This is a genomic window from Methylobacterium sp. J-067 (genome assembly GCF_022829465.1).
Classification (GTDB): Bacteria; Pseudomonadota; Alphaproteobacteria; order Rhizobiales; family Beijerinckiaceae; genus Methylobacterium; species Methylobacterium litchii.
Genome location: NZ_JAKSXZ010000074.1, coordinates 1 through 20059, shown reverse-complemented (window position 1 = coordinate 20059; position 20059 = coordinate 1). Strand labels below are relative to the sequence as shown.

Sequence of the window (20059 nt, the reverse complement as noted above, 5' to 3'; positions counted from 1 at the left end):
TGTGCCATCAGTGTCCGCTTCGGCTTGCCAACCGTCACATCCGCTTCCAAGCGAACGACCATCCTCATTGAATGCCTGCGGTAGGCACGTGACTGCTGGAGAAGTGGCGGAAAACATGTCCGCATTCGGGAGCCGCACGACCATTCGTGTAAGACTGCGTTGGGTCGGACGCGGAAGGGCAGCTTGGGGTGGTTTCCTGCCCGTCCGCTTCTGCTCGGTTATGTGCGGAAGCGGACGGGTGAGGGTTCGTGTCAGGCCGTGCGCACGGTGGCAAGGAAGCGCTCGACCTCGCTCCGCAGTTGCTCCGACTGGCGCGACAACTCCGAGGCCGCCCCCAGAACCTGGTTCGCGGCGGCGCCCGTCTCCTCGGCCGCCCCCGCGACGCCAGCGATGTTGCTCGTTACCTCGCCCGTACCTTGCGCCGCCTGGGAGACGTTCCTGACGATCTCTTGCGTCGCCGCGCCCTGCTGCTCCACTGCTGCCGCGATCGAGGCTGCAACGCCGTTAATCTCGCGGATCCGTCCGGTGATGCCGGTGATAGACGTGACTGCCTGCCCGGTCGAAGCTTGGATCTGCGCAATCTGCCCTGAGATCTCACTGGTAGCCTTCGCGGTCTGCTCGGCCAGCGCCTTCACTTCAGCGGCCACTACGGCGAAGCCCTTGCCCGCTGCCCCGGCCCGGGCCGCCTCGATCGTTGCATTCAGCGCCAGCAGGTTGGTCTGCCCGGCGATGTTCGCGATCAACCCAACCACGTCGCCAATTCGAGATACGGCCGAGCTTAACTTCTGAACGAGCGAGCTAGTTTGGTCCGCCTCGTGTACGGCGCACTGAGCCAGATCAGCAGAACCGGCCACCTGGCGGCTGATCTCCTGGACAGAGGATCCCAACTCCTCCGCTGCTGCGGCAACCGTGTTGACGTTCGACGCGGCTTCCTCGGCAGCAGCGGCTACCGTGGTCGACTGGCTGGCCGTCTCCGTCGCCGTGGCCGTCATGGTCTGTGCCGTGGCCTGTAACTCCGTTGCCGATGAGGACACCATGCCAATGATGCCGCCGACTGCCTGATCGAAATTGTCCGCCATCTGCCTCATGCCGGCCTTGCGCTGTTCCTCGGCAGCCAAACGCGCTTGAGCGGTCTCAACTTCTAGCTGCCGCGTGTGGAGGAGGTTGTCCTTGAACACCTGTACCGCCGCCGCCATCGAACCGATTTCGTCGCCACGCCGGAGGAATGGCACCTCAACCCCTGCATCGCCAGTCGCCAGTTCGGTCATCCTGCCAGTCATCAACTGGATCGGGCGCGATACGCGCAGGAAACCGAACATAGCGGCTGCTGCAGCGGCAGTGAGAGCAAGGGCGATTGCGATATAGACCGCGATCATCGCCTCTCCTGCTGCTGTCATAGCTGCGTCGGATTCTGCCCGAGCGCCACGCTCGTTGAGAGCAACATCGCGGCTCAGGGTCTGACGGACATCATTATAAAGGTTGATGTTGTCGGGCCGGCCAATGAGTCCCAATCCCTCGTTGGTATGGCCTGCATCCGCAAGACGCATTGCTTCGCGGCCGACGGCTTCATACCGGTCCCAGGCGGCAACGAATGCGTCGTAGAGACCGCGCTCCTCATCCGAGGATATCAACGGCTCGTATGTCTTTCGCGCTGTTGTTAGCGCGGCAAGGGCATCCGTTAGCTGCCGTCTGTTGTCAGTTCGCTGCTCGGTGTTGTCGGAGTTCGCCAGGAAGCGCAACTGTTTGATGCGAACCTCCGACGCGGTAGCTCTGATGTTCGTTACGGCGACGACCGAGGGAAGCCAGTTGGTGGACACCTTGGCAACCGAATGCCGGATGCCCGAGAGTTTGACTATCGAGAGCGCCCCCTGGCCTACGCAGATCAATGCCAGGAAGCTGAATGCTATGGTGAGACAAGCTCTGATAGATAGATTGAAGTGCATGGTTCGAATCTGCGCGGGAGAGACCAAGCGATGCACCGCGCATTCAGTCGCTGGGTTTAGTCAGCCTTCAACACTCCCAGGGCCTGATTAACCAAAATGTTATTTCTGACCAAAAATTTGATCACATATACGTGTCAATATGAATTCGATTTACTTGTTTTCTGGTTAATAGCGCTGCGTCGTAACAACCTAGAGTTGCTTAGTTTCACCGGCATCGGCGGTGCTCGCTGTAGGTGCGCTTTCTGGTACTGGCGGTGACGTCCGAAATGGCTGGGTTGGGTCGCTCTAGAGTCTGATACAGACCTGCGCCTTTGCCAGTTTCGGAGGGATGCAGTCCCGTTACTTCCGGTGGAACTGTTGATCGAGGACCACCCCTTTTGCCCATCATGTCGCTTTTAATAGTCCGTCAAATTATTCTTGGCGACATGCGTTTTCTGAAGGTGTTCTATCATACGATTTTGATCCTTTCGTGCGCCGAAAAATCTTCGAACTGTCTGAAATTGGGCCATAGCGAGTGAAGATATTAATTCAATTTGAGATGCGAACGCTGATCGGCTCATTTGCCCTTAACCAAGCGAGCGCTACCAACCGTTGAATACGTTCCGAGACAGCGAACCATGACGCGTGACGAGATCGCTCCACCTGAATGCGTCCGGCCCACGCCGACTCCGGAATATCCGGGGCGCTTCGCTTTGGATGCGTCCATGAACACGCATCAGACTAGAGCCGAAGACTCCCATCGATGGGACGTCCTATGGGAAGGCCGGGAGGCTGAACGGTGGGCCGAAGATGCGGCCGGCTTCGGAAGATGGTCGATCGACCTGATCAACGAAAGCGTCGTCTGGTCTAGAGGGCTCGCGAACCTGTTCGGCCGCGCGGAACTGGCCGAACGGGCCATCGACCTGGAACAGCATATCGCGTGTTACCATCCCGACGAGCGCACACCCGCGCGGTGGGCGATCAGGAAAGGGGGCGGCGGCGCTGCGACGGGCGTAGGCGAGTTCACCCGTCATAGTCGGATTTTGCGGCCCGACGGCGAGGTTCGTGATGTTGTCCTTCACGGGCGGACGATGCACGATGCGCACGGTACCGCGGTGGGCGTCTGCGGCATCACCCTCGATGTCACGCCCTTGATCCGCTCCGAGCGCGGTCTACGGGCTTCGGAATTCCTTCTGCGCAATACCTTGGAGAACCTGGACCAGGGCATCATCCAATTCGGCCCGGACGGACGAGTACGTGTGTTCAATCAGCGGGCCGGAACCCTGCTCGACCTACCCGAGCCGGTCCTGTGCGAGGGCGCGGAGTTCGAGGCGCTCCACGGCATCCTCGTCACGCGGGGCGATTTCGATAGCTTGTCGGCATCGACGCGAGCCGAACTGGAGCGACGGCGGCAGGCTAGACTGCCCCATGGTTTGGAGATCACACGCGCAGACCGCACGCTGGAGATCCGCTATACCCCTCTCGCGAACGGGGGCACGATCTGTACGTTTCTCGATATCAGTGCACGCCGTGCAGCCGAAGCCACGGTGCGGGAGAGCGAACGCCGCTTCCGTCTGATCGCCGAAAACGTCAACGATGTGATCGTGCTCGGCGATCTCAGCATGCATCGACGCTACGTCTCACCGAACGTCCGTTCCCAGCTTGGCTATGCAACAGAGCAGTTCCTGGAGGAGTGGGTAACTGACCGCATCCACCCAGATGATCGGCACGTTTTCGCCGAGCATTGGAGTCGACTGTGCGGAGAGCATGACACTTGCTCGATCTGCTGTTGCCGGTTGCAGCATGCGGAGGGACACTATCTCTGGATCGAATTCTCCGTGCGGCTGGTACGCGACCCAGATAACGGAAGGGCGACAGGCTATGTCGCGGCCCTCCGGGATGTGAGTGCCCGAAAGGCGGCCGAAGAGCAGGTCCAGCACATGGCCTTGCACGACGGTCTGACCGGGCTACCGAACCGTATCCTGTTCCACGACCGGCTCGACCGCGCCATCGTCCATGCAGAGCACTCTAGCCGCGCTTTCGCGGTATTAGCTTGTGACCTCGATCGGTTCAAGGCCGTCAACGACAGCTTCGGTCATCCGGCGGGCGATGTCCTCCTGCGCGTGGTCGCCGAGCGGATGCAGGCGGTGCTGCGTCCCTACGACACCGTTGCTCGTCTTGGCGGAGACGAGTTCGCGATCCTACTCACAGACCTGGACGAGCCGGGCGCTGCCGCACGGCTGGCCGAGGATCTGATCGCAGCTGTCGGCGTGCCGGTCGACCTCGATGGACAAACGGTCGAGGTCGGCGTCAGCATCGGTCTCGCCGTGGCGTCCGGAGAGATCGCGAACGCGGACGAATTGTTCAAGCGCGCCGACATCGCACTGTACGAAGCTAAGGCGGCGGGGCGCAGCACCTACCGTGTGTTTTGCCCCAATACAGGGGCAAAAGTCGCTTCGCGAAGTCAACTCGGCCTCGACATGAAGGAGGCGATCCGACACGGCGACTTCCGGCTGGTCTATCAACCGGTGGTCGATACCGCCACGGGCGCGGTCAAGAGCTTCGAGGCTCTAATGCGCTGGCGCCATCCGCAGCGCGGTGAAATTTCACCGGGCGAGTTTATCCCACTGGCCGAGGAGAACGGGCTGATCGTACCGCTCGGCAAGTGGGCTCTCGAAGAAGCCTGCCGCGAGGCGATGCACTGGCCCTGCCGCATTCGCATCGGCGTCAACGTCTCCCCGGTCCAGTTGCGCCAGCATGGATTGGAGGCGACAGTGCTGAGCGCGCTGGCGGTTAGTGGCTTACCCGCCAATCGCCTGAAGCTGGAGGTGACCGAAAGCGTCTTGATGGAGGACGCGGAAGAGGTCATCGCGCGCCTGCACCGGCTGCGGGCGCTCGGTGTGCGTATCGCCTTGGACGATTTTGGCACGGGCTATTCCAGCCTGAGCTATCTGCGCCGGTTTCCCTTCGACAAGATCAAAATCGACCGGGCGTTCATCCGTGACATCGCCGACCCGGACGCGGCCGCCATCGTGCGGGCGGTGGTGGGGATCGGCGAAAGGCTCGGCATGGGCATCGTCGCCGAGGGAGTCGAAACGGCTGAACAGCTCGAACTCGTTCGCCGCGAGGGCTGCGGCGAAGTGCAGGGCTTTCTATTCAGCCGTCCCCTGCCAGCGCCCGAAGCGCGTATTTATGCGAAAGGACCGAAAGCCCGCGTGGCCTGAGGTGCCCGTTTGCCGTATCTGGCCTCCGGCGGGCTTCTCGCTCAGCGAGGTAGCTTGGTCGTCGCCAGAGCAAAAGAAGTTATTAGGCGGCCAATTCTGACGTTGTGGTGTCGCCGAAGAACCAAGGGTTGGCGCTACCGCGCCAGCGGGGCCGGCTGCGCCGCAAGGTTCATAGGCGCTCACACGAACAGCGTACAGCCGTGCTCGCTCTGGCAAGGGGTGGGTCCCCGCCATGCTCGGCTAAACAACTAGTGAACCGCGCGGCAGTCAATAGCTTTTAAATTGATCGAAAGCATTGATGCTATAGTAATATTCACACTATCTAATGATCATCCCAGATCACACCAAATGAATTATTTGTTGTAATTACATCTATCAAGTAATGTAAAAAATATTGAATTATTTTTATCTCGTATTATCCGAGGTCCGCTTTTAGGCGGCCGCCGCACAAGTCTGCACGACCGAATTGGGTCGAAATCGGAATGTCCGCTTTCCCCGGCGACTTATATTCGGACCGAATTGTCGGCTGAGCTTGACTGGTCTATTTGCTGATCTGGCAGGCTTGGCGAATGAGCCTTGCAAACCCCATAATCTCGCCTCCCCAAAGCAACTGGCAACACCTTCTGCTCATCAGCCAACCAGCCCTTGCGCTCGCGCCGCCATCCTTCGTCGATCGCCTTCGGACCAGCATGGCGTTCGAGGGGCTTTCCCTCGCCGTCCGTTCCCACGACACCGGGCCTATCTTCGATTTAATCATGGGTCTGGTCCCGCTGCAGGGAATCTCCGACGGCGTCGCGCTGCGATATAGTAAGCAGCATGGAAGCGCGCGCCTCGACGCAATCCTCGATCAGTTGGCGTCGGCCCCAAGCTGCGATCGCCTCACGAGCTATTGGCATTTCGCCGAATGCAGCTACGAGAAGACTGGCCCAACTTGCGCCGAGCCAGCCCATTTCTCTACGTGTCCGCTGCCTTCCATCAAGCTTAGGAAGGGGGTGCTGAATCGTGCGGCCTACAGCCTCGCCTTGTTCATCCGAGACGTCTGCGAGGGAGATCTCGTCGGCTGGATCGACGCTCGTCTCGCCCAGGCCGATCCTGGAACGGACCATCCTGATCGCGGGCCTTTGCTGCGGGTCGCCATCCTTGACCCCCTTTGCGAGATCCACGGCATAGGGCCCAAGCTTTGGGCGATGATCCTCGCTGACCTGCTTCTCGGTGCCGACCCGAACCGTGAGCGATGGGTTACGGCCGGCGCCTGGATGATCGCCGTAGACTCCCTCATTCATAACTTCCTACACCGCACCGGTACTTTGGCCCACTTCGGTGCCGAACATCCCTATGGGCCAGCTTGTACCGCTCCCGGGGGCTGTCGCGACCTACTCGAGGGCCTTTCCCGGCGGATCGACGCTCGAGCCTACAACCCGAATTTCCCCGCGACTTTCCCGCGCTTCGTCCAAGCGGCGTTGTGGAGCTTCTGCGCCGAGGGGGGCTGGAACATCTGCAACGGCAATCGCATCGACGATCGGCTCGGTTGCCGTCAGACCGCCTGTCCTAATTTCAAGGTCTGCGATCGACGGGGGCTTTGGCAGCCCACCAAACGATAATCAGTGCCCCGCTATGCCGCGAACCATTATCGCCGAGATGATGAGACCCTGTCGCATTTGGGGCGCCGAACATCGAAATGCCCAATCTTGATATGCGCCTGACGCGTCGAAGGCATTCATCATATGCATATAACTCTACGCTTGGGACCGCAGTAAACAGTATGAGACATCATGGGACGCCCTGCGATTCGTTCCTCGAATATTAGAATATTTATCTGTATTTCGTTTCACGATTAGAGCTGGCTTGATCTCAGGGTAATGGAAGGGACCCTGAGGATGTCGAGATACATTGCTGAATTTGTTGGCACCGAAAACGACGATCGTAAGCTCTTTGCCGTTGCGAGAACGGCAAATGTCGCGATTGAAGAACTGAAACGCGAACTCTCCCGCATTGTGACGGACTTGTCATCACAAGAGATTGAGGACGCACTGAAATCTAGCGTAGTCCCGGACCAACTGCGACAATCCAGTCTCGAACGCGATGCACGCGCAGTGCTTTTTGGATCGAGCGATCTTCGACCACATATTAGGATCCGCACCCCTCCCCCGTATGCGTGAAATTCCGAAGCTACAGCTTCATCTTTCCAACGATGAAGTTGTAGCTTGACACTAGGATTATTATCCTTTAAGGTTATGTTCGGTGGCAAGCTTCGCCACCTGATTTCGAGGCCACGATGACCCGACCGCCGCCAAAGCCGCATCGATCGCCGAGTTGGCGCTGTCTATCCGCTTCCTACCTCGAGCACGCATCCACACCGAGCAAGGGGCCCCATCCGGGGCCCCTTTCGCATTTCTGGAGCAAGCTATGATCAAACTTACCAAAGCAGCTGCCAAGTCGCCGCCAGAAGCGGATCGCGGGACCGTCGCCCAACTCCCCGAGGAGCTCAACGCATCGGCCGAACCAGGATCCCCAAAGCCAACGCCGGCGCTCATCGTGTTCGGTCCGGACAGGGATGGGAAACCGCACGCCTCATGGTTTGCTGAGGCGGATGTCGTTCTCGCGACGAAGGCAGCCGGGGTGATGGGGATGCGAACCCTGCCACTTGCGGACGAGGCCGCGTTCGCGATCGCAGCCCAACTGCCCCAAGGGCGGGTGTTCGCTTCCGGCCGGGCCTTCGTGCCGTTTGTCGCCAAAGGCGCGTACGGCCGCCTCAGCGCCCTCGCAGGCCCGGGTGAGCTCACTGCCCCCGCCGAGGGTGCGAAAGCTGCTGGCGGGCCTGCCAACGCGCCCGGTGGGCCTTCGACAAGCGAAGCCCCTTTGGGGGGCGAGGACGGGCGCTATCCACGCAGCTGGGCCAGCGTTGGGGTGGGCAGCCTCGTGCTGATCTCGGAGGGGGAGCAGGACGGCTGGTACGAGGCTGAAGTAGTCGAGGCTAAAACCGGCGGGATCTACACCCTGCGCTGGCGTGATTGGCCGGACCTGCCGCTCCTCGTGCGCCGGCGTGAGCACATGGCCCTGCTCCATCCCAACACCGCTGCGGCTGAAGCGGCGTAAGGGAGGCGGTTCGATGGAAACCCAATCCCAGAATCATTGCTCGAGCGCTCAGGCGCTCAACCCCACCATTCGCATCAGGACGCTCAACGATGCCTTTCGGCGCAGCTTCGCCGGGGGGCAGGTGGTCGAAACACTGGGCGTCGTCGAACTCGCTGAAGCTGATCGCATCGCCCTCCTGCTGGCCGTACGGCGGTTCGATCGCTTCGACGCCAGCAATGACCCCTACGGCGAGCATGACTTCGGGGCGGTCGAGGTCGGGGGTGAGCGCTTCTTCTGGAAGATCGACGCGTATGACCGGGCCTTGCGCGGCGGATCATCGGATCCCGGCGACCCCGCGGTCACGACCCGCGTCCTGACGATCATGCGGGCCGATGAGTACTAAGGCGACGAGGGTCAATAGAAGGCCATTCGCGTTGTCCGGGTCACGGGTACGCGCCGTTGATGGTTTCACCGCGTCGACTTGCGCCCGGGCCGCAAGCCAGCTGGCATTTCCGAACCTGGTTCGGGGATCACGAAGAAGGCTGCAAGCGGAGCCCCGAGCACATCGGCGAGCCCCTCCAACGTTTCGATCGTGGTGTTTTCTCGACCTCGCTCGATTCGGCCGATGTAGGACGGTTCAAGGCCCGCCAGCAGGCCGAGAGCTTCCTGCGATAGCGCTTTGGCCACTCGCAGGCGGCGCAAATTCCAACCGACCAAAACTCGAGCTCTCATCGACGGCGAGAGCGCATCGCTTGCCCGCTATCAAACCAGGCAATAAAAGTTCACCAATATGATTGCTGGAAGCGGACGCTGTCAGCGATCGCAAATTGTGAGGGGCGCTTCGATGGGTGGTTACGTTCGGGCGATGCAACAGTACGCGGTGTTCCGGGGGCGGGCCTCACGCGGCGAATTCTGGCCGTTCGCCGCAGTAATGCTGGCCCTCACCCTGGTGGCCCTGGCCCTGGATACCGCTACCGGTCAGGGGACTGAAAAGAGCCCGGGTGGGGTCCTGACCGCTTTGGTCATCCTAGCCCATCTCATCCCCTCCTACGCCGTCACCGCCCGCCGGCTTCATGACACCGATCGGTCAGGGTGGATGATCCTGCTGGTGCTGATCCCCCTCGTCGGATTGGTGCTGGTCGTGTTTGCCTGCCTGCGCGGTACCCCCGGGCCCAACCATTATGGGCCGGATCCCCTCATCGCTCCCGGCGTGATCGGAAACAGAGGGATGCCTGCTGCAGAGGGTCCCGCACTCAGCCCCGTCGCGCCGGCTGCGTCAGGCCGGGTCGATGTGATCGCCGAACTCGAACGCCTTGGGCGGCTGCGCCGGGAGGGGCACCTGAGCGAGGCCGAATTCGAGGTGATGAAGGCCGAGACCCTTACTAAATCCCGTAGCTAAACCGGCCTTAGCCCATCCTTTTTCAGCTGCACGATGCCCATCAATTCAGGAGGATAGGATGAGCCGAGCGCGCGACGTATTATTCGCAAGCGTTCTTGTTTGGGGCTTACCTCAGGTCGCGACCGCAGCGGAGTGGCCAGAGTTAAGCCTTATCCGGGAAACCACACCAGTGTTCGACAAGGCCCTCAGCTGGATGGATCATGCGCCCTTCCAGCGGAGCAACGATGCCGATCCCGACTGTCTCCCGTCGCCCGAAGCCAGTGCTTTCCTGCAGGATCGGAAGCAGGGTCGAACGGGAACTGATGCGCCCCCGGAAACGGTGCAGGTGCTGGAGGGCAGCGACGCCCGACGCTTCATCGCTGCGGCTTGGCCCGCCAACGGAACGCTGCCCAGCGGGGTCTATTACATGCGGGTCGACACGATCACCCTGCGCACCCGTCCCGACATTCCCGGGTTCGCTCTGGTGCATTTCGGCTCGACGGAGAAGGGCATCACCTGCGGCTTCCACCGGGCGGTAATCGTCGGCATCGAACGGATGCAGGCGGGGATCACGGGCGTGCCGAAATTCCCGCCGGTGAGGCAAGGCAACAGCTTGCCTGGGCTGACGGAGCAGGAGACTGAATCGCTGCAGTTAATGTTCGGTCTGACGAACCAAGCTACGCGCGGCACGGAGGCCGAGCAGAACGAAGCAATCCAGAATATGCTGCGACTGGCAACGCCATCGAGCCGCGCCAACCAGAATTTCCCATCCGGGACGCAGCCGGTCGAGCGACCGAGCTACGATCGCCGCTACGAGCCGACGGAAGCGGAGATGATGCAAGGGATGGTCGCCCCTCCGCTTTGCCGCGATCAGCCTCAGCGCCGCGACTGCGTTCTCATGCGGTAGGCCCCACAGATCTAAACAGGAAGCGACCGAGCCGCCAATGAACCTCATGCACGGGATGCACACGATGCACGGGGTTTTGCGAATGGGTGGTGGGGTAGCCTGATTGACACCGAAGTGCAGTTGCCCGAACCCAGTTTGACCCCTCAAACGCCCTCCCGTTGACCGCAACACGGCTGCCGATGCTCACGAAACCCTAGCTTTCGAATTTGCCTGCAATGACCGTCGGGTTCACAGCGCCAAACAATGTACTGCCAAGCTTTGATCGCAGGGGCTGATTGGGCAAATGCCATTCTTCCGGACATGACCCAAAGTAGACCCTTCCAAGGTCTGCTTCCGGCCATTATGATTGCCGACATGAGCGACTGATGCTGACCGAAAGCCATCTGTCTGCTTTCAGGCGAACAGGCTGGAAGCTGCCCTTGCGTTTAGGACCCGTCGGCGACGTTGCGACGGGGAAACGAGGGCCTGTTTGCACTGGAATGGACGACATCGCTGTCATCCCCGAGGCCGCATCCGTGCTAGCGACAATGTCGCCGTCCAGATGAACTACGCTGGAGCGTCCACTCAAGTCGGATCACCCCGCCGGGCGGACGAGTTTCAAGCGCCGCAGTTCATCAACGATTACTGGCCCGAGGCGCAGCGTGCCGATGTCCTCGATTCCCGCCAGCCAACTGCGCGCCGCCTCAGGCGTAAGGTTGCTATCGGGAAACTCCGGCTGGAGGGCCGCCGCGGCGATCCGGGATAGGCCGAGCTCCATAAACGACCAGCCGGATTTGGACGAGATACCCAACTCCAACGCCAACGGAAAATCGTAGACGTCGCCGATCAACCCTTCCTGTCCGCTCTCCCGAAGGATGATGTTGAGGATGTCGATGTACGCCTTGCCGAGCTGGACGAAGCGGAAGCGTACCTGGTCCTCGATGAGGTCGAACTCCCGGCGGACGACGTCGTCCACAACGATCTCGTCGGGATCCCGAACCCTGCTGGCGGGATTCTTCTCACGAATGATCCTATTGGCCTCGATCCTTTTCGCGTCGAACCTCGTCTGCCGCCTGACCGCCTTGGCGAGCATGACGGGATAGGGCACCCCGCGCATCCAATCGAGAGCGATGCCGGACACGAGGCCCGCGAAGTTGACACTCCCCCTGTTCACCTCCCTGTGAATCCTTGAGAAGATCGAGCTGTACGACTTGTAGGCCCCCATCCCAAGCGGGCTGACGGGTATTAGCTTGCGCGTCTTCTCCTCCTCGACCTTCTCGAGCATGTTGTCGTAGAGCCGACGCAGACCGAAGGGGTCGACAGTCCAGTTGGTCGCCAACAGCGTCGCCGGAAGACCGATCCGCTCGGTGGCGGCGATGCTCGCCTCGGTCAGGCGGGTGCGCAGCTCCTCATTGAGGCTGCCGAGGGTACGGTCGACGTACCTGCGGACCTCGCCCCCGGCGGCCTTGGAGATCAGCAGCCCGGCGGCTGCCCTCACGCGCTGAGCGTCGTCGTCATTCGGCAACTCGGCTGGCATGGCGCCGCCCAACGCCCCGAGCAGGCGGTCCGGAACCTCCGAGGCCGTCCGCAGGAACGCGGACTGAACCTCGTAGCCGACGAACACGTCGAGGGGTTTGTCCGGCCAGTCCTCGTAGTCGACGAGGAACACGTTTCCCACGATGTCGGCGGACATGCGACCAGCGCGCCCGGCGAAGTTCCACAGGGCCGCGGGAGCGAGCGGTTTCCTCGTGCCCCTGGTGGGTGTGTCGATGAAGACGTTCCGAGCTGGGAGGTTGATGCCCTCGAACAGAGTCGTCGTGCAGACGAGGAAATTTACGTGGCCGTCGCGGAAGGCACCCTCGAGGGTCTCGCGAAGGAGCGTCGGCATCTTGCCGTAGTGGAACGCCACGCCCTTCCGGATCATCCCGGCGAGCGTGTATTCGGGATGAATGTGCTTTCTCACGAAATCGGAAATCGTGGCCAGCGCGGGGTCGCCGCCGTCCTTGAGATCGTGAGCCAATTGCCGCGCGACCCTCTCCGCGTCCGTTGGGCCGGTTGCGTAGACAAGAGATCCCCCTGTCGAGCCCAGTTCGAGGGCCGCGGCCGCCAGTCGGCTGTCCGGTACGTCGAAACCCCGCCCGCTCCGGTAGGTGCCGAGCCGCCGCGGACCATCCGGCGTCAGAAGGTCTAGTTCGAGCGCGTTTCCGACTTCCGCCTTCCTCAACTGGATCCTGTTCTGGAGGACGGAGGAAAGCTCGGAACGCGCCACGGTGAGGTCGGGCGCGCCGAGCGAGGCGCCGACCGCCTCGAAGCCGCGGGCACCCGGCGCGAGGAGCACGAGGCGGGTCGTTTCGCTTCGGCTGACAGCCTGTTCAACGCTGTCCTGGAGGATCATACCCCGGGAGCCGTCCGAGAGGTTCTGGGCCTCGTCGACGACGACGAGGTCGAACGTCACGGCCGAGGCGGCGAGCAGCACCTGGAGGCGTTCCTGTGTCAGCACGAAGACTTGGCGGTCCGGGCCGGAGGGATCCTGCGTCGGCACGGTGGTGATTCTGACGTCAGCCGCCTCGCCGAGGCGCCTCTGGATCTTCGCGCTCACCTCCGACAGGAGCGCCCGCGTGGGAGCGACGTAGACGGCGCAAAAGGACGCCGCCCGCTCGACCTGCCGGCACAAGTGCTCGATGACTAGGAACGACTTGCCCGCCGACGTCGGCGCCGAGATGGCGATCGCCCGTGCGTCGGGCAGCTCATCCCAGGTGTCCTTCTGGAAGTCGGTCAGGGGTATCCACTGGTCGCCGACCCTGACGGTGTTCAGTTCGCACGAAAGCGTCCGGCGGAGCGCGTCGAGGAACGAGGCCCCGGTCTCGGCACCCTCGCTCCTGACGCGGTCGAGCGCGGGGAAGTTGCCAAGGTCCGTCAGGATGCGGCGGCCGCGCTGGTACGCTCCCTCGTCGCCCCCCGCGACGATGAGCGAGTTCAAGGCAATAGACTGCGCCATGCGCCTGTAGGCGAGAACGTCCGTCTGCACGAAGACTCCCGCGCAGTAGAGAAGCTTGTGCAGGTCCTCGCGGGAGGGCGGCTCCGTCACGATCTCGATCTCGGCGGCAATGAAGCGGGCAGCGCCCGAGCTCTCCAGGCGCCACAAGATGTCCGAGAACGCCGCGTGGCCCGCCATGCGGTCTGAGAGATCCAAGGCAAAGCTCATACCGGGTCGCCTTCCGCGTCCTCGTCGTCGTCCATCTCGAGATCGTCGCCGTCCAGCGGCAGCTCCCGTTCGTCCACGCCCATCGCCGCGTAGAACGCCTTCCGCAACTCGCGCACGTCGGGCACGGCCACGAGGAGAACGATCGCCTTCGCGGGGTCTGCACCATGCTTCAGCAACTGCTTCCTCGCGGCAAGCCGATGCTTGCCGTGGTCGGCGGCGTAACGTTTCGCGAAGTCGCGCTCGTGGATGTCGGTGGGTTGGTCGTCGCGTATGCGCAAGCGCTTGCCGAAGTGCCTTGGTTCAGAATGGCAGATGATCCCAACGAACCGTTCCCTGCGCCGGAGTTCGGGGTGGCCGATCACGTCGAAATGGTCGAGTGCGCGCTGTCTTGCCTCGCCCTCAAGAGCGTCTAGGTTCCCAAGGTCCGCGACGATCTCGTACTCGCGGAGGTACTGGCGGCGGTCGCTCAGGAACTCGGCGGCCGAAGCGGCGTAAGACGCCACGCCCCGCCGGCCCTCGCTCGCCAGCTTCGACTCTAGGAAGTAGACCGTCAGTGCGCCGTTCTCGAAGACTGCGTGGATCCCGTCGAGCCCGTGGACTGGCATGTTGGCCGCCGTCTTCAAGGACATCTTACTCGCCACCTGCGCGGCCCCGAGGTGCTCCTGCACCAGGCAGTAGGCCAGCACTTCGCCCAATTCGCTCGCGCGCTCGGGATGGCGCGCGTTGAAGTCGATGAAGAGCTCCCTGACGGCCAAGTAGCATCGCACGACCGCCGTCATGTCCGCCGCGATTTCGCGTCGGAACCTCTCCTGCCTGCGCCGGGGGAGTGCGTAGTACATGCACTCCGACCAGAGGATATAGGCGAGGTCCTCCACCCTCGGCTTGTCCTCGCCGAACCGGACGTGCAGCAGGCCGGTCCGGGGGCCCTCCCAGGCCTCATCATGAACCGCCCGAACGCAGCAGTTCACCACTCCATCAATTTTCGAAGGATTCAGGAGGGTCTCGAGCGCGCGAGCGAGGGCTTCCGCCTCCGCATCAGGGCCTTCGCGATCCGCTCCGCCATTCGCCATCCTAGTTCGAGGCACGGGTGCCGGTGCTTGGGTTCCCCGGGTGGCGGCATGGCGGGTATGATTTGATTTCGGTCGGCTGCATCGATCCGGCTCGTGCGGAAGCGGCCAAGTAGAGCCGATGGTCGACCCAACCGCAACCTGTGGGCGAACGGCTAGTTGCTGCATACAAGAATTCATCGGCGCTCGCGGGGGGCGGCGCTTCCGGCACAGTTCCGAAGCACTCGATGTGCGACAAGTGAATGATCGACGACGCGGGAAGTAGCCATCGCCCCTAAGATGGGCTTCATCTCGAAGGCGATGACCATGCGCTAGCCGAACGCAACTGCTCATTCCAGCAGTCAGAAGCGCCCTCTACTTCCCAGCAGGATTTGATCCGATGCGGGGAAATTCATGCGGCCACTAAGGGCTTGATGAACGACCAGCAGGTTTCGAGATTGGGCCGAACCTAGCTGAAGGGCGAGAATGGACGCGAAGCCGAACGTCTGGTTTTCGGCAGCGAGCTCATGTCGGCTCTTGGCGCGCTGCGGCGAAGGCGAATCGCTAGTCTGAGAGAGATGCTGATGGCTTCTCTACCGGAGTATCAGCATGCCTTCGCCGATCGACACCTCCCGCCGGCCATGGAATCTTGGGCGCCTGATCGGCCCCAAGCCGCCGTTCAAGCCTAAACACATCTGGGCGATCCGCACCCGCCTGCAGCACGAGGGCCAAATACGCGACCTCGCCCTTTTTAACACCGCAATCGACAGCAAGCTGCGTGGGTGCGACCTCGTCCGCCTCCGCGTGGCCGATGTTCACCTTGGGGATAGCATCCGGCTACGCACTACGATCATGCAACAGAAAACAGGCCGACCGGTCCCGTTCGAATTGACCGAGACGACACGAGAGACATTGGCCGCTTGGCTCAAGCTTCGGGGTCTACGTGCTGGGGATTGGCTATTCCCCAGCCGAAGCCGTCCTGGCAAACATCTGACGACACGACAATACGGCCGACTCGTCGATGAGTGGGTGGCGCTGATCGGGCTCGACCCAGCGGGGTACGGCACGCACAGCCTGCGCCGGACCAAGGTCGCGCTGATTTATCGGCGGACCGGCAATCTGCGCGCCTGTCAGCTACTGCTCGGGCACACCAAGCTTGAAAGCACGGTGCGCTACCTCGGCATCGAGGCAGACGATGCCCTGGTGATGTCTGAGCAAACTGACATTTGACGATTGCCGCGGCGGTCTGTCACGCCGTCGCGGCCCCAACGTGACGTCCAAAAGCGGACATGGTCCATCGACGACGAATGACGTTGACTGGCCGAAAGCGGAATGGCCGCTTTGGATAAGGCTCGCCGGAAAAGTGGACGGCCTCCTATCGACCCAATCTCGCCGTAGCAGCTCACCTGCGTCATGTACGAAAGGAGTCATTCATGTGGCGACAGCTCGCAACTTACGTGTCCGACTTGGCATAGCTGGCGCGCAGCATGAGCGCCTGGATCTAACCATCGACCACGACCCATGGGAGCGGTCTCTACGATCTCCGCCCCCGATACTGCTGGTCACGCCGTCCGAGTGACGAGGGTTTGTCAGCGTCTGAGTGAGGACCTCAATCCGGGTGCGACTCTCGGAGTCGAGACCGGCGATGTCGCCTACTGCCGCTGACGAGCGACCAGCTATCTGGTTCTCCAGCCCGTCGGCAACGATCGCTACCCGTCATCGCATTTTGGCAGGCGACAAAAGTTCGGCGTCGTTTCTAAATGTTTCTCAGTCATAGCCCAATCAAGTGGCGCATGAAATCGCCGGGAAAAACTTCATGAAAGAATAATCTCCGTCAGGTACAAGTCGTCCTGGGAGTTTTACATGCGTGCCATTCTAACCTGCGTTACGCAGCAGCATGATGAACGATTGCTGCTGTTGGCGGCGCTCGTCTGTATCGTGGGCATCTACGCGACCTCCGCCATCGCCTCCCATGCGGGCCGTTCCGAGGGGCTGCTGCGCAGGAAATGGGGCATGGTCAGCATCGTCGCCGGGGGATGCACGGCCTGGGCGACGCACATGATCGCCCTGTTGGCGTTCCAGCCCGGCATGGCGGCGGGCTTCGAGCCGATCCTGACCTCAGCGTCCCTGCTGCTGGTCATCGGCGGCATCGGACTGGGGGTCGGACTGTCCATTGGCGCGCAACGCCGCCTGCGTCGCTTCCTGGCCGGCGTTATCATCGGCCTGGGTGTGACGGCGCTCCATTACGTGGGGCAGGCGTCCTACCGGGTTACGGGGCATGTCGTCTGGGACATGGGCGTGGTCCCCCCGACCATCATGGCGAGCCTCGGCCTGTCGGGTTTGGCCTTGATCCTCGCCGCCGAGCGCGAGCGTACCCTGCGCCGCCTCGCTGGCCCCCTGCTCCTGCTCGCCATCGTCGTCCTCCACGTCGGGGGGATGACCGCGATGACGCTCACCTACGATCCGGCCGTCCCATTGCCGGACACCGCGATCGCGCCGGAGACAATCGCCCCCGTCATCGCCGCCGTGTCGTTCGGTCTGCTGACGCTCGCCTTCTTCGGGCTGCGCATGACCCTCAACGCTCGGGCGCAGATGCGCCGTGATCGTGAGCGCCTGCGCGAACTGGCCGGCGTGGCACTCGAAGGGCTGGCGGTGTGCGACGGCGAGGTCATCACCACGGCCAACCGCAGCCTCGAAATCTTGTCGGGTATGAATCAGGCTCAGCTCGTCAATTGCCGCCTCACGCGGCTCCTGCCGGGGCTCGTGGCGTCCGACCTCCCGGAGCAGGAGGAGCGCGAAGCCGAACTCGTCGGCGCGGACGGCCAGTCCGTCCCAGTTCGCGTGTTGCGGAAGGAGATCTCCCTCGGTCACAAACGGCAGACGGTCATCGCCTTCCGCGATCAGCGCGAACGCCTGCGCTCGGAGGCTCGCCTGCGGACCCTGGCCTTCACGGATGCTGTGACCGGGCTGCCGAACCGGGCGCGGTTCGGCGATCTGCTGGCGCACCGCGTCGCCGCCCTGCGCGAGCAGGAGGGAGGCTTCGCGGTCCTGATGCTCGACCTCGACCGCTTCAAGTTCGTCAACGACACCCTCGGACACGCGATGGGCGACGAGTTGCTGCGCAAGGTCGCCGCCCGACTGCAATCCGCCCTCGCCGAGGGGGACGTCGTCGCGCGTTTCGGCGGCGACGAATTCGCGATCCTGCTACTCGACAAAACCGCCGTCTTGGCCCCCGAAGCGGTCGCTGCGCGGCTCGTCGCGGCGATCGACCGGGCCTTCCTGCTCGACAATCAGCTGGTCCATGTCGGCGCGAGCATCGGCATCGCCATCGGCCGCCAAGACGGACATGACGGGGACGAATTGCTACGGCACGCCGACCTCGCCCTGTACAAGGCGAAAGCCGAGGGCAAGGGGACGTTTAGGCTGTTTGAGCCTTCCTTGGCGGCGCAGATGCTGGTGCGCAGCCGCCTCGAGGCCGACATGCGCCGCGCCCTGACGGCCGGCGAATTCGAACTGCACTATCAGCCCCTGGTCGATGCCCAGACCGGCGCGGTGACTGCCGCGGAAGCCCTGGTCCGCTGGCGTCACCCGGAGCAGGGCCTCATCCCCCCTGCGGACTTCATCCCCCTTGCGGAGGAGACCGGCCTTATCGCGCAACTCGGCGCCTGGGTGCTCCGCACCGCATGCACCCATGCAGCGGGCTGGCCGAGCACCATCGCCCTTGCGGTCAACCTGTCGCCGGTCCAGTTCCGCGACGACCGGCTTCCGGACGTTGTGGCGTCGATTCTGGCCGCCACCGGGTTCGCCGCAGACCGGCTCGAACTGGAGATCACCGAAGGCGTGATGCTCGAGGACGAGGCTCGCACCCTCGCGCTGCTGACCAAGCTTAAGGCGATCGGCGTGTCCCTCGCGATGGACGATTTCGGGACCGGCTACTCGTCGCTCAGCTACCTGCGCCGCTTTCCGTTCTCGAAGATCAAGATCGACCGGTCCTTCATCCGCATGCTCCCGGAGGACAGCGAGAGCGCCGCCATCGTCCGGGCCATCATCACGATGGGAGCGTGCCTCGGCATGGCGACGACGGTCGAAGGTGTAGAGACCGCCGAGCAATATGCCTTCGTCGCCGCCGAGCAATGCGATCAGGTTCAAGGATACCACGTCAGCCGCCCGCTGCCGTACTTGGAATTCCTAGCCTTAGTTAACCTTTCGAAGATGGCCGCTTGAGTATCCGAGTGACGGGTCGTTAGGTTTATCGAACAAATCCTGCAAAGTACGCGACGCTCGGTCCGGAAGATCGTTGTCTGGCCGCCGAAGAACGGCGGCTCACCCTCGGCAGAGCCTAATCATTTCCATTTTTGGACCGGTTATGACCATCCGCATCGGTACTCGCATCCAGGCGATCACAGTGACCGCCCTCATCGGCATGGCCGCGTTGATCGCGCTGGCCACCTGGGATCTCTCCCGCGCCATTACCGATGCACGCGAGTTGAAGACGCGCGATCTCGTCCAGACCGCGCAGGGGGTGCTGACGTATTTCGAGGGTGAGGAGCGCGCGGGCCGCCTCAGCCGCGACGCGGCGCAGAAGGCGGCCGTGGCTGCGGTGCGCGGCCTGCGCTACGCCGGCAGCGAGTATTTCTGGATTCAGGACATGGCCCCCCGGATGGTGTTCCATCCGAAAGCGGAGCTGATTGGGACCGATCTTTCGGCCGTGACCGACCCGAGCGGGAAGCACTTCTTCGCCGACATGGTGGCGGTGGTGAAGACCTCCGGCGGCGGCTCCGTCCCCTATCTTTGGCTGAAGCCCGGCGTGGAACAGCCGGTGGCAAAGATCTCCTACGTTCAGGGCTTCGCGCCCTGGGGCTGGATCATCGGCTCGGGCATCTACGCCGACGATACGGCCGCGCAGTTGCAGCCGACCCTGATGAGGCTCTTGGCGGGCGCGGCGTTCGCGTTCTGCCTCATCGCGATCTTGGCGACGCTGATCGGTCGCGGCGTGACGCGGCCGATCCGCACCCTTACCGAATCCATGGAAGGGCTCGCCTCCGGCCAGCTCGATCAAACGATCCCGAAGGCCACGCACGCCGAAGAGATCAACCGCATGATCGGCGCCGTCCAGGTGTTCAAGGACAACCTGATCCGCACCCGGCAGCTCGAAGCCGACACCGCGCAGGCCCGGCTCGCAGCCGAGGAGCAGCGCAAGGCCGGCATGCGGCAGATGGCCGACGGCTTCGAGGCGGCGGTGGGCGGGATCATCGGGATGGTCTCGTCCTCGGCCACTGAGCTGCAGGCCACGGCCGGCACCATGAGCGGCACCGCCGCCGAG

The 20059-nt window shown here is 62.6% G+C and carries 13 protein-coding genes; 9 read left to right on the top strand and 4 right to left on the bottom strand.

Annotation, left to right across the window (positions count from 1 at the left end; all coding sequences use genetic code 11):
* Positions 1 to 251: 251 nt before the first annotated feature.
* Positions 252 to 1943, bottom strand: a complete 1692-nt coding sequence (locus MKK52_RS07520) for a methyl-accepting chemotaxis protein (RefSeq protein WP_243953201.1) — start codon at positions 1941 to 1943, stop codon at positions 252 to 254.
* A gap of 704 nt (positions 1944 to 2647) precedes the next feature.
* Between MKK52_RS07520 and MKK52_RS07515 the strand changes: the two genes are divergently transcribed.
* The 4 genes from MKK52_RS07515 (at position 2648) to MKK52_RS07500 (ending at position 8624) form a co-directional block, all read left to right on the top strand.
* Positions 2648 to 5146, top strand: coding sequence for an EAL domain-containing protein (locus MKK52_RS07515; RefSeq protein WP_243953200.1), 2499 nt, complete (start codon positions 2648 to 2650; stop codon positions 5144 to 5146).
* A 545-nt stretch (positions 5147 to 5691) separates the two neighbouring features.
* The gene (locus MKK52_RS07510; RefSeq protein ID WP_243953199.1) at positions 5692 to 6747 is read left to right on the top strand and encodes a hypothetical protein; all 1056 of its coding nucleotides are present in this window, start codon (positions 5692 to 5694) and stop codon (positions 6745 to 6747) included.
* 805 nt (positions 6748 to 7552) lie between these two features.
* Positions 7553 to 8242, top strand: coding sequence for a hypothetical protein (locus tag MKK52_RS07505; RefSeq protein ID WP_243953198.1), 690 nt, complete (start codon positions 7553 to 7555; stop codon positions 8240 to 8242).
* 13 nt (positions 8243 to 8255) lie between these two features.
* Positions 8256 to 8624 carry a DUF3768 domain-containing protein gene (locus MKK52_RS07500; protein WP_243953197.1) on the top strand — a complete coding sequence of 123 codons (369 nt, stop codon included), beginning with the start codon at positions 8256 to 8258 and terminating at the stop codon, positions 8622 to 8624.
* A gap of 65 nt (positions 8625 to 8689) precedes the next feature.
* Here MKK52_RS07500 and MKK52_RS07495 read toward each other — a convergent pair whose 3' ends face one another.
* The gene (locus tag MKK52_RS07495; protein ID WP_409564630.1) at positions 8690 to 8938 is read right to left on the bottom strand and encodes a helix-turn-helix domain-containing protein; all 249 of its coding nucleotides are present in this window, start codon (positions 8936 to 8938) and stop codon (positions 8690 to 8692) included.
* 127 nt (positions 8939 to 9065) lie between these two features.
* Here MKK52_RS07495 and MKK52_RS07490 point away from each other — a divergent pair, with 127 nt between their 5' ends.
* Together MKK52_RS07490 and MKK52_RS07485 are read left to right on the top strand one after the other, a co-directional pair.
* Positions 9066 to 9620: a DUF805 domain-containing protein gene (locus tag MKK52_RS07490; RefSeq protein ID WP_243953195.1), complete on the top strand. Its 555-nt coding sequence runs from the start codon at positions 9066 to 9068 to the stop codon at positions 9618 to 9620.
* Positions 9621 to 9789: 169 nt separating this feature from the next.
* Positions 9790 to 10506, top strand: coding sequence for a hypothetical protein (locus tag MKK52_RS07485; RefSeq protein ID WP_243953194.1), 717 nt, complete (start codon positions 9790 to 9792; stop codon positions 10504 to 10506).
* 574 nt (positions 10507 to 11080) lie between these two features.
* Here the strand turns inward: MKK52_RS07485 and MKK52_RS07480 are convergent.
* Positions 11081 to 13690, bottom strand: a complete 2610-nt coding sequence (locus MKK52_RS07480; protein WP_243953193.1) for a DEAD/DEAH box helicase — start codon at positions 13688 to 13690, stop codon at positions 11081 to 11083.
* Positions 13687 to 14760 (bottom strand): DUF1837 domain-containing protein, encoded by a 1074-nt coding sequence (locus tag MKK52_RS07475; RefSeq protein WP_243953192.1) that lies wholly within the window; start codon positions 14758 to 14760, stop codon positions 13687 to 13689. Before MKK52_RS07475 ends, MKK52_RS07480 begins: the two co-directional genes overlap by 4 nt.
* 585 nt (positions 14761 to 15345) lie before the next feature.
* Between MKK52_RS07475 and MKK52_RS07470 the strand changes: the two genes are divergently transcribed.
* The 3 genes from MKK52_RS07470 to MKK52_RS07460 all read left to right on the top strand — a co-directional run.
* On the top strand, positions 15346 to 15966 hold the full coding sequence (locus tag MKK52_RS07470) for a tyrosine-type recombinase/integrase (protein WP_243953191.1): 621 nt from the start codon (positions 15346 to 15348) through the stop codon (positions 15964 to 15966).
* A 633-nt stretch (positions 15967 to 16599) separates the two neighbouring features.
* Positions 16600 to 18960, top strand: coding sequence for a putative bifunctional diguanylate cyclase/phosphodiesterase (locus MKK52_RS07465; RefSeq protein WP_243953190.1), 2361 nt, complete (start codon positions 16600 to 16602; stop codon positions 18958 to 18960).
* A 142-nt stretch (positions 18961 to 19102) separates the two neighbouring features.
* A partial coding sequence (locus MKK52_RS07460) for a cache domain-containing protein (RefSeq protein ID WP_243953189.1) occupies positions 19103 to 20059 on the top strand: 957 nt, incomplete at its 3' end.

Excerpts from the sequence above, each read along its gene's own strand:
- MKK52_RS07465 (WP_243953190.1), top strand. The coding sequence starts at position 16,600 with ATGCGTGCCATTCTAACCTGCGTTACGCAGCAGCATGATGAACGATTG.
- MKK52_RS07500 (WP_243953197.1), top strand. The coding sequence starts at position 8,256 with ATGGAAACCCAATCCCAGAATCATTGCTCGAGCGCTCAGGCGCTCAAC.
- MKK52_RS07520 (WP_243953201.1), bottom strand. The coding sequence starts at position 1,943 with ATGCACTTCAATCTATCTATCAGAGCTTGTCTCACCATAGCATTCAGC.
- MKK52_RS07490 (WP_243953195.1), top strand. The coding sequence starts at position 9,066 with ATGGGTGGTTACGTTCGGGCGATGCAACAGTACGCGGTGTTCCGGGGG.
- MKK52_RS07505 (WP_243953198.1), top strand. The coding sequence starts at position 7,553 with ATGATCAAACTTACCAAAGCAGCTGCCAAGTCGCCGCCAGAAGCGGAT.
- MKK52_RS07475 (WP_243953192.1), bottom strand. The coding sequence starts at position 14,760 with ATGGCGAATGGCGGAGCGGATCGCGAAGGCCCTGATGCGGAGGCGGAA.
- MKK52_RS07480 (WP_243953193.1), bottom strand. The coding sequence starts at position 13,690 with ATGAGCTTTGCCTTGGATCTCTCAGACCGCATGGCGGGCCACGCGGCG.
- MKK52_RS07515 (WP_243953200.1), top strand. The coding sequence starts at position 2,648 with ATGAACACGCATCAGACTAGAGCCGAAGACTCCCATCGATGGGACGTC.
- MKK52_RS07470 (WP_243953191.1), top strand. The coding sequence starts at position 15,346 with ATGCCTTCGCCGATCGACACCTCCCGCCGGCCATGGAATCTTGGGCGC.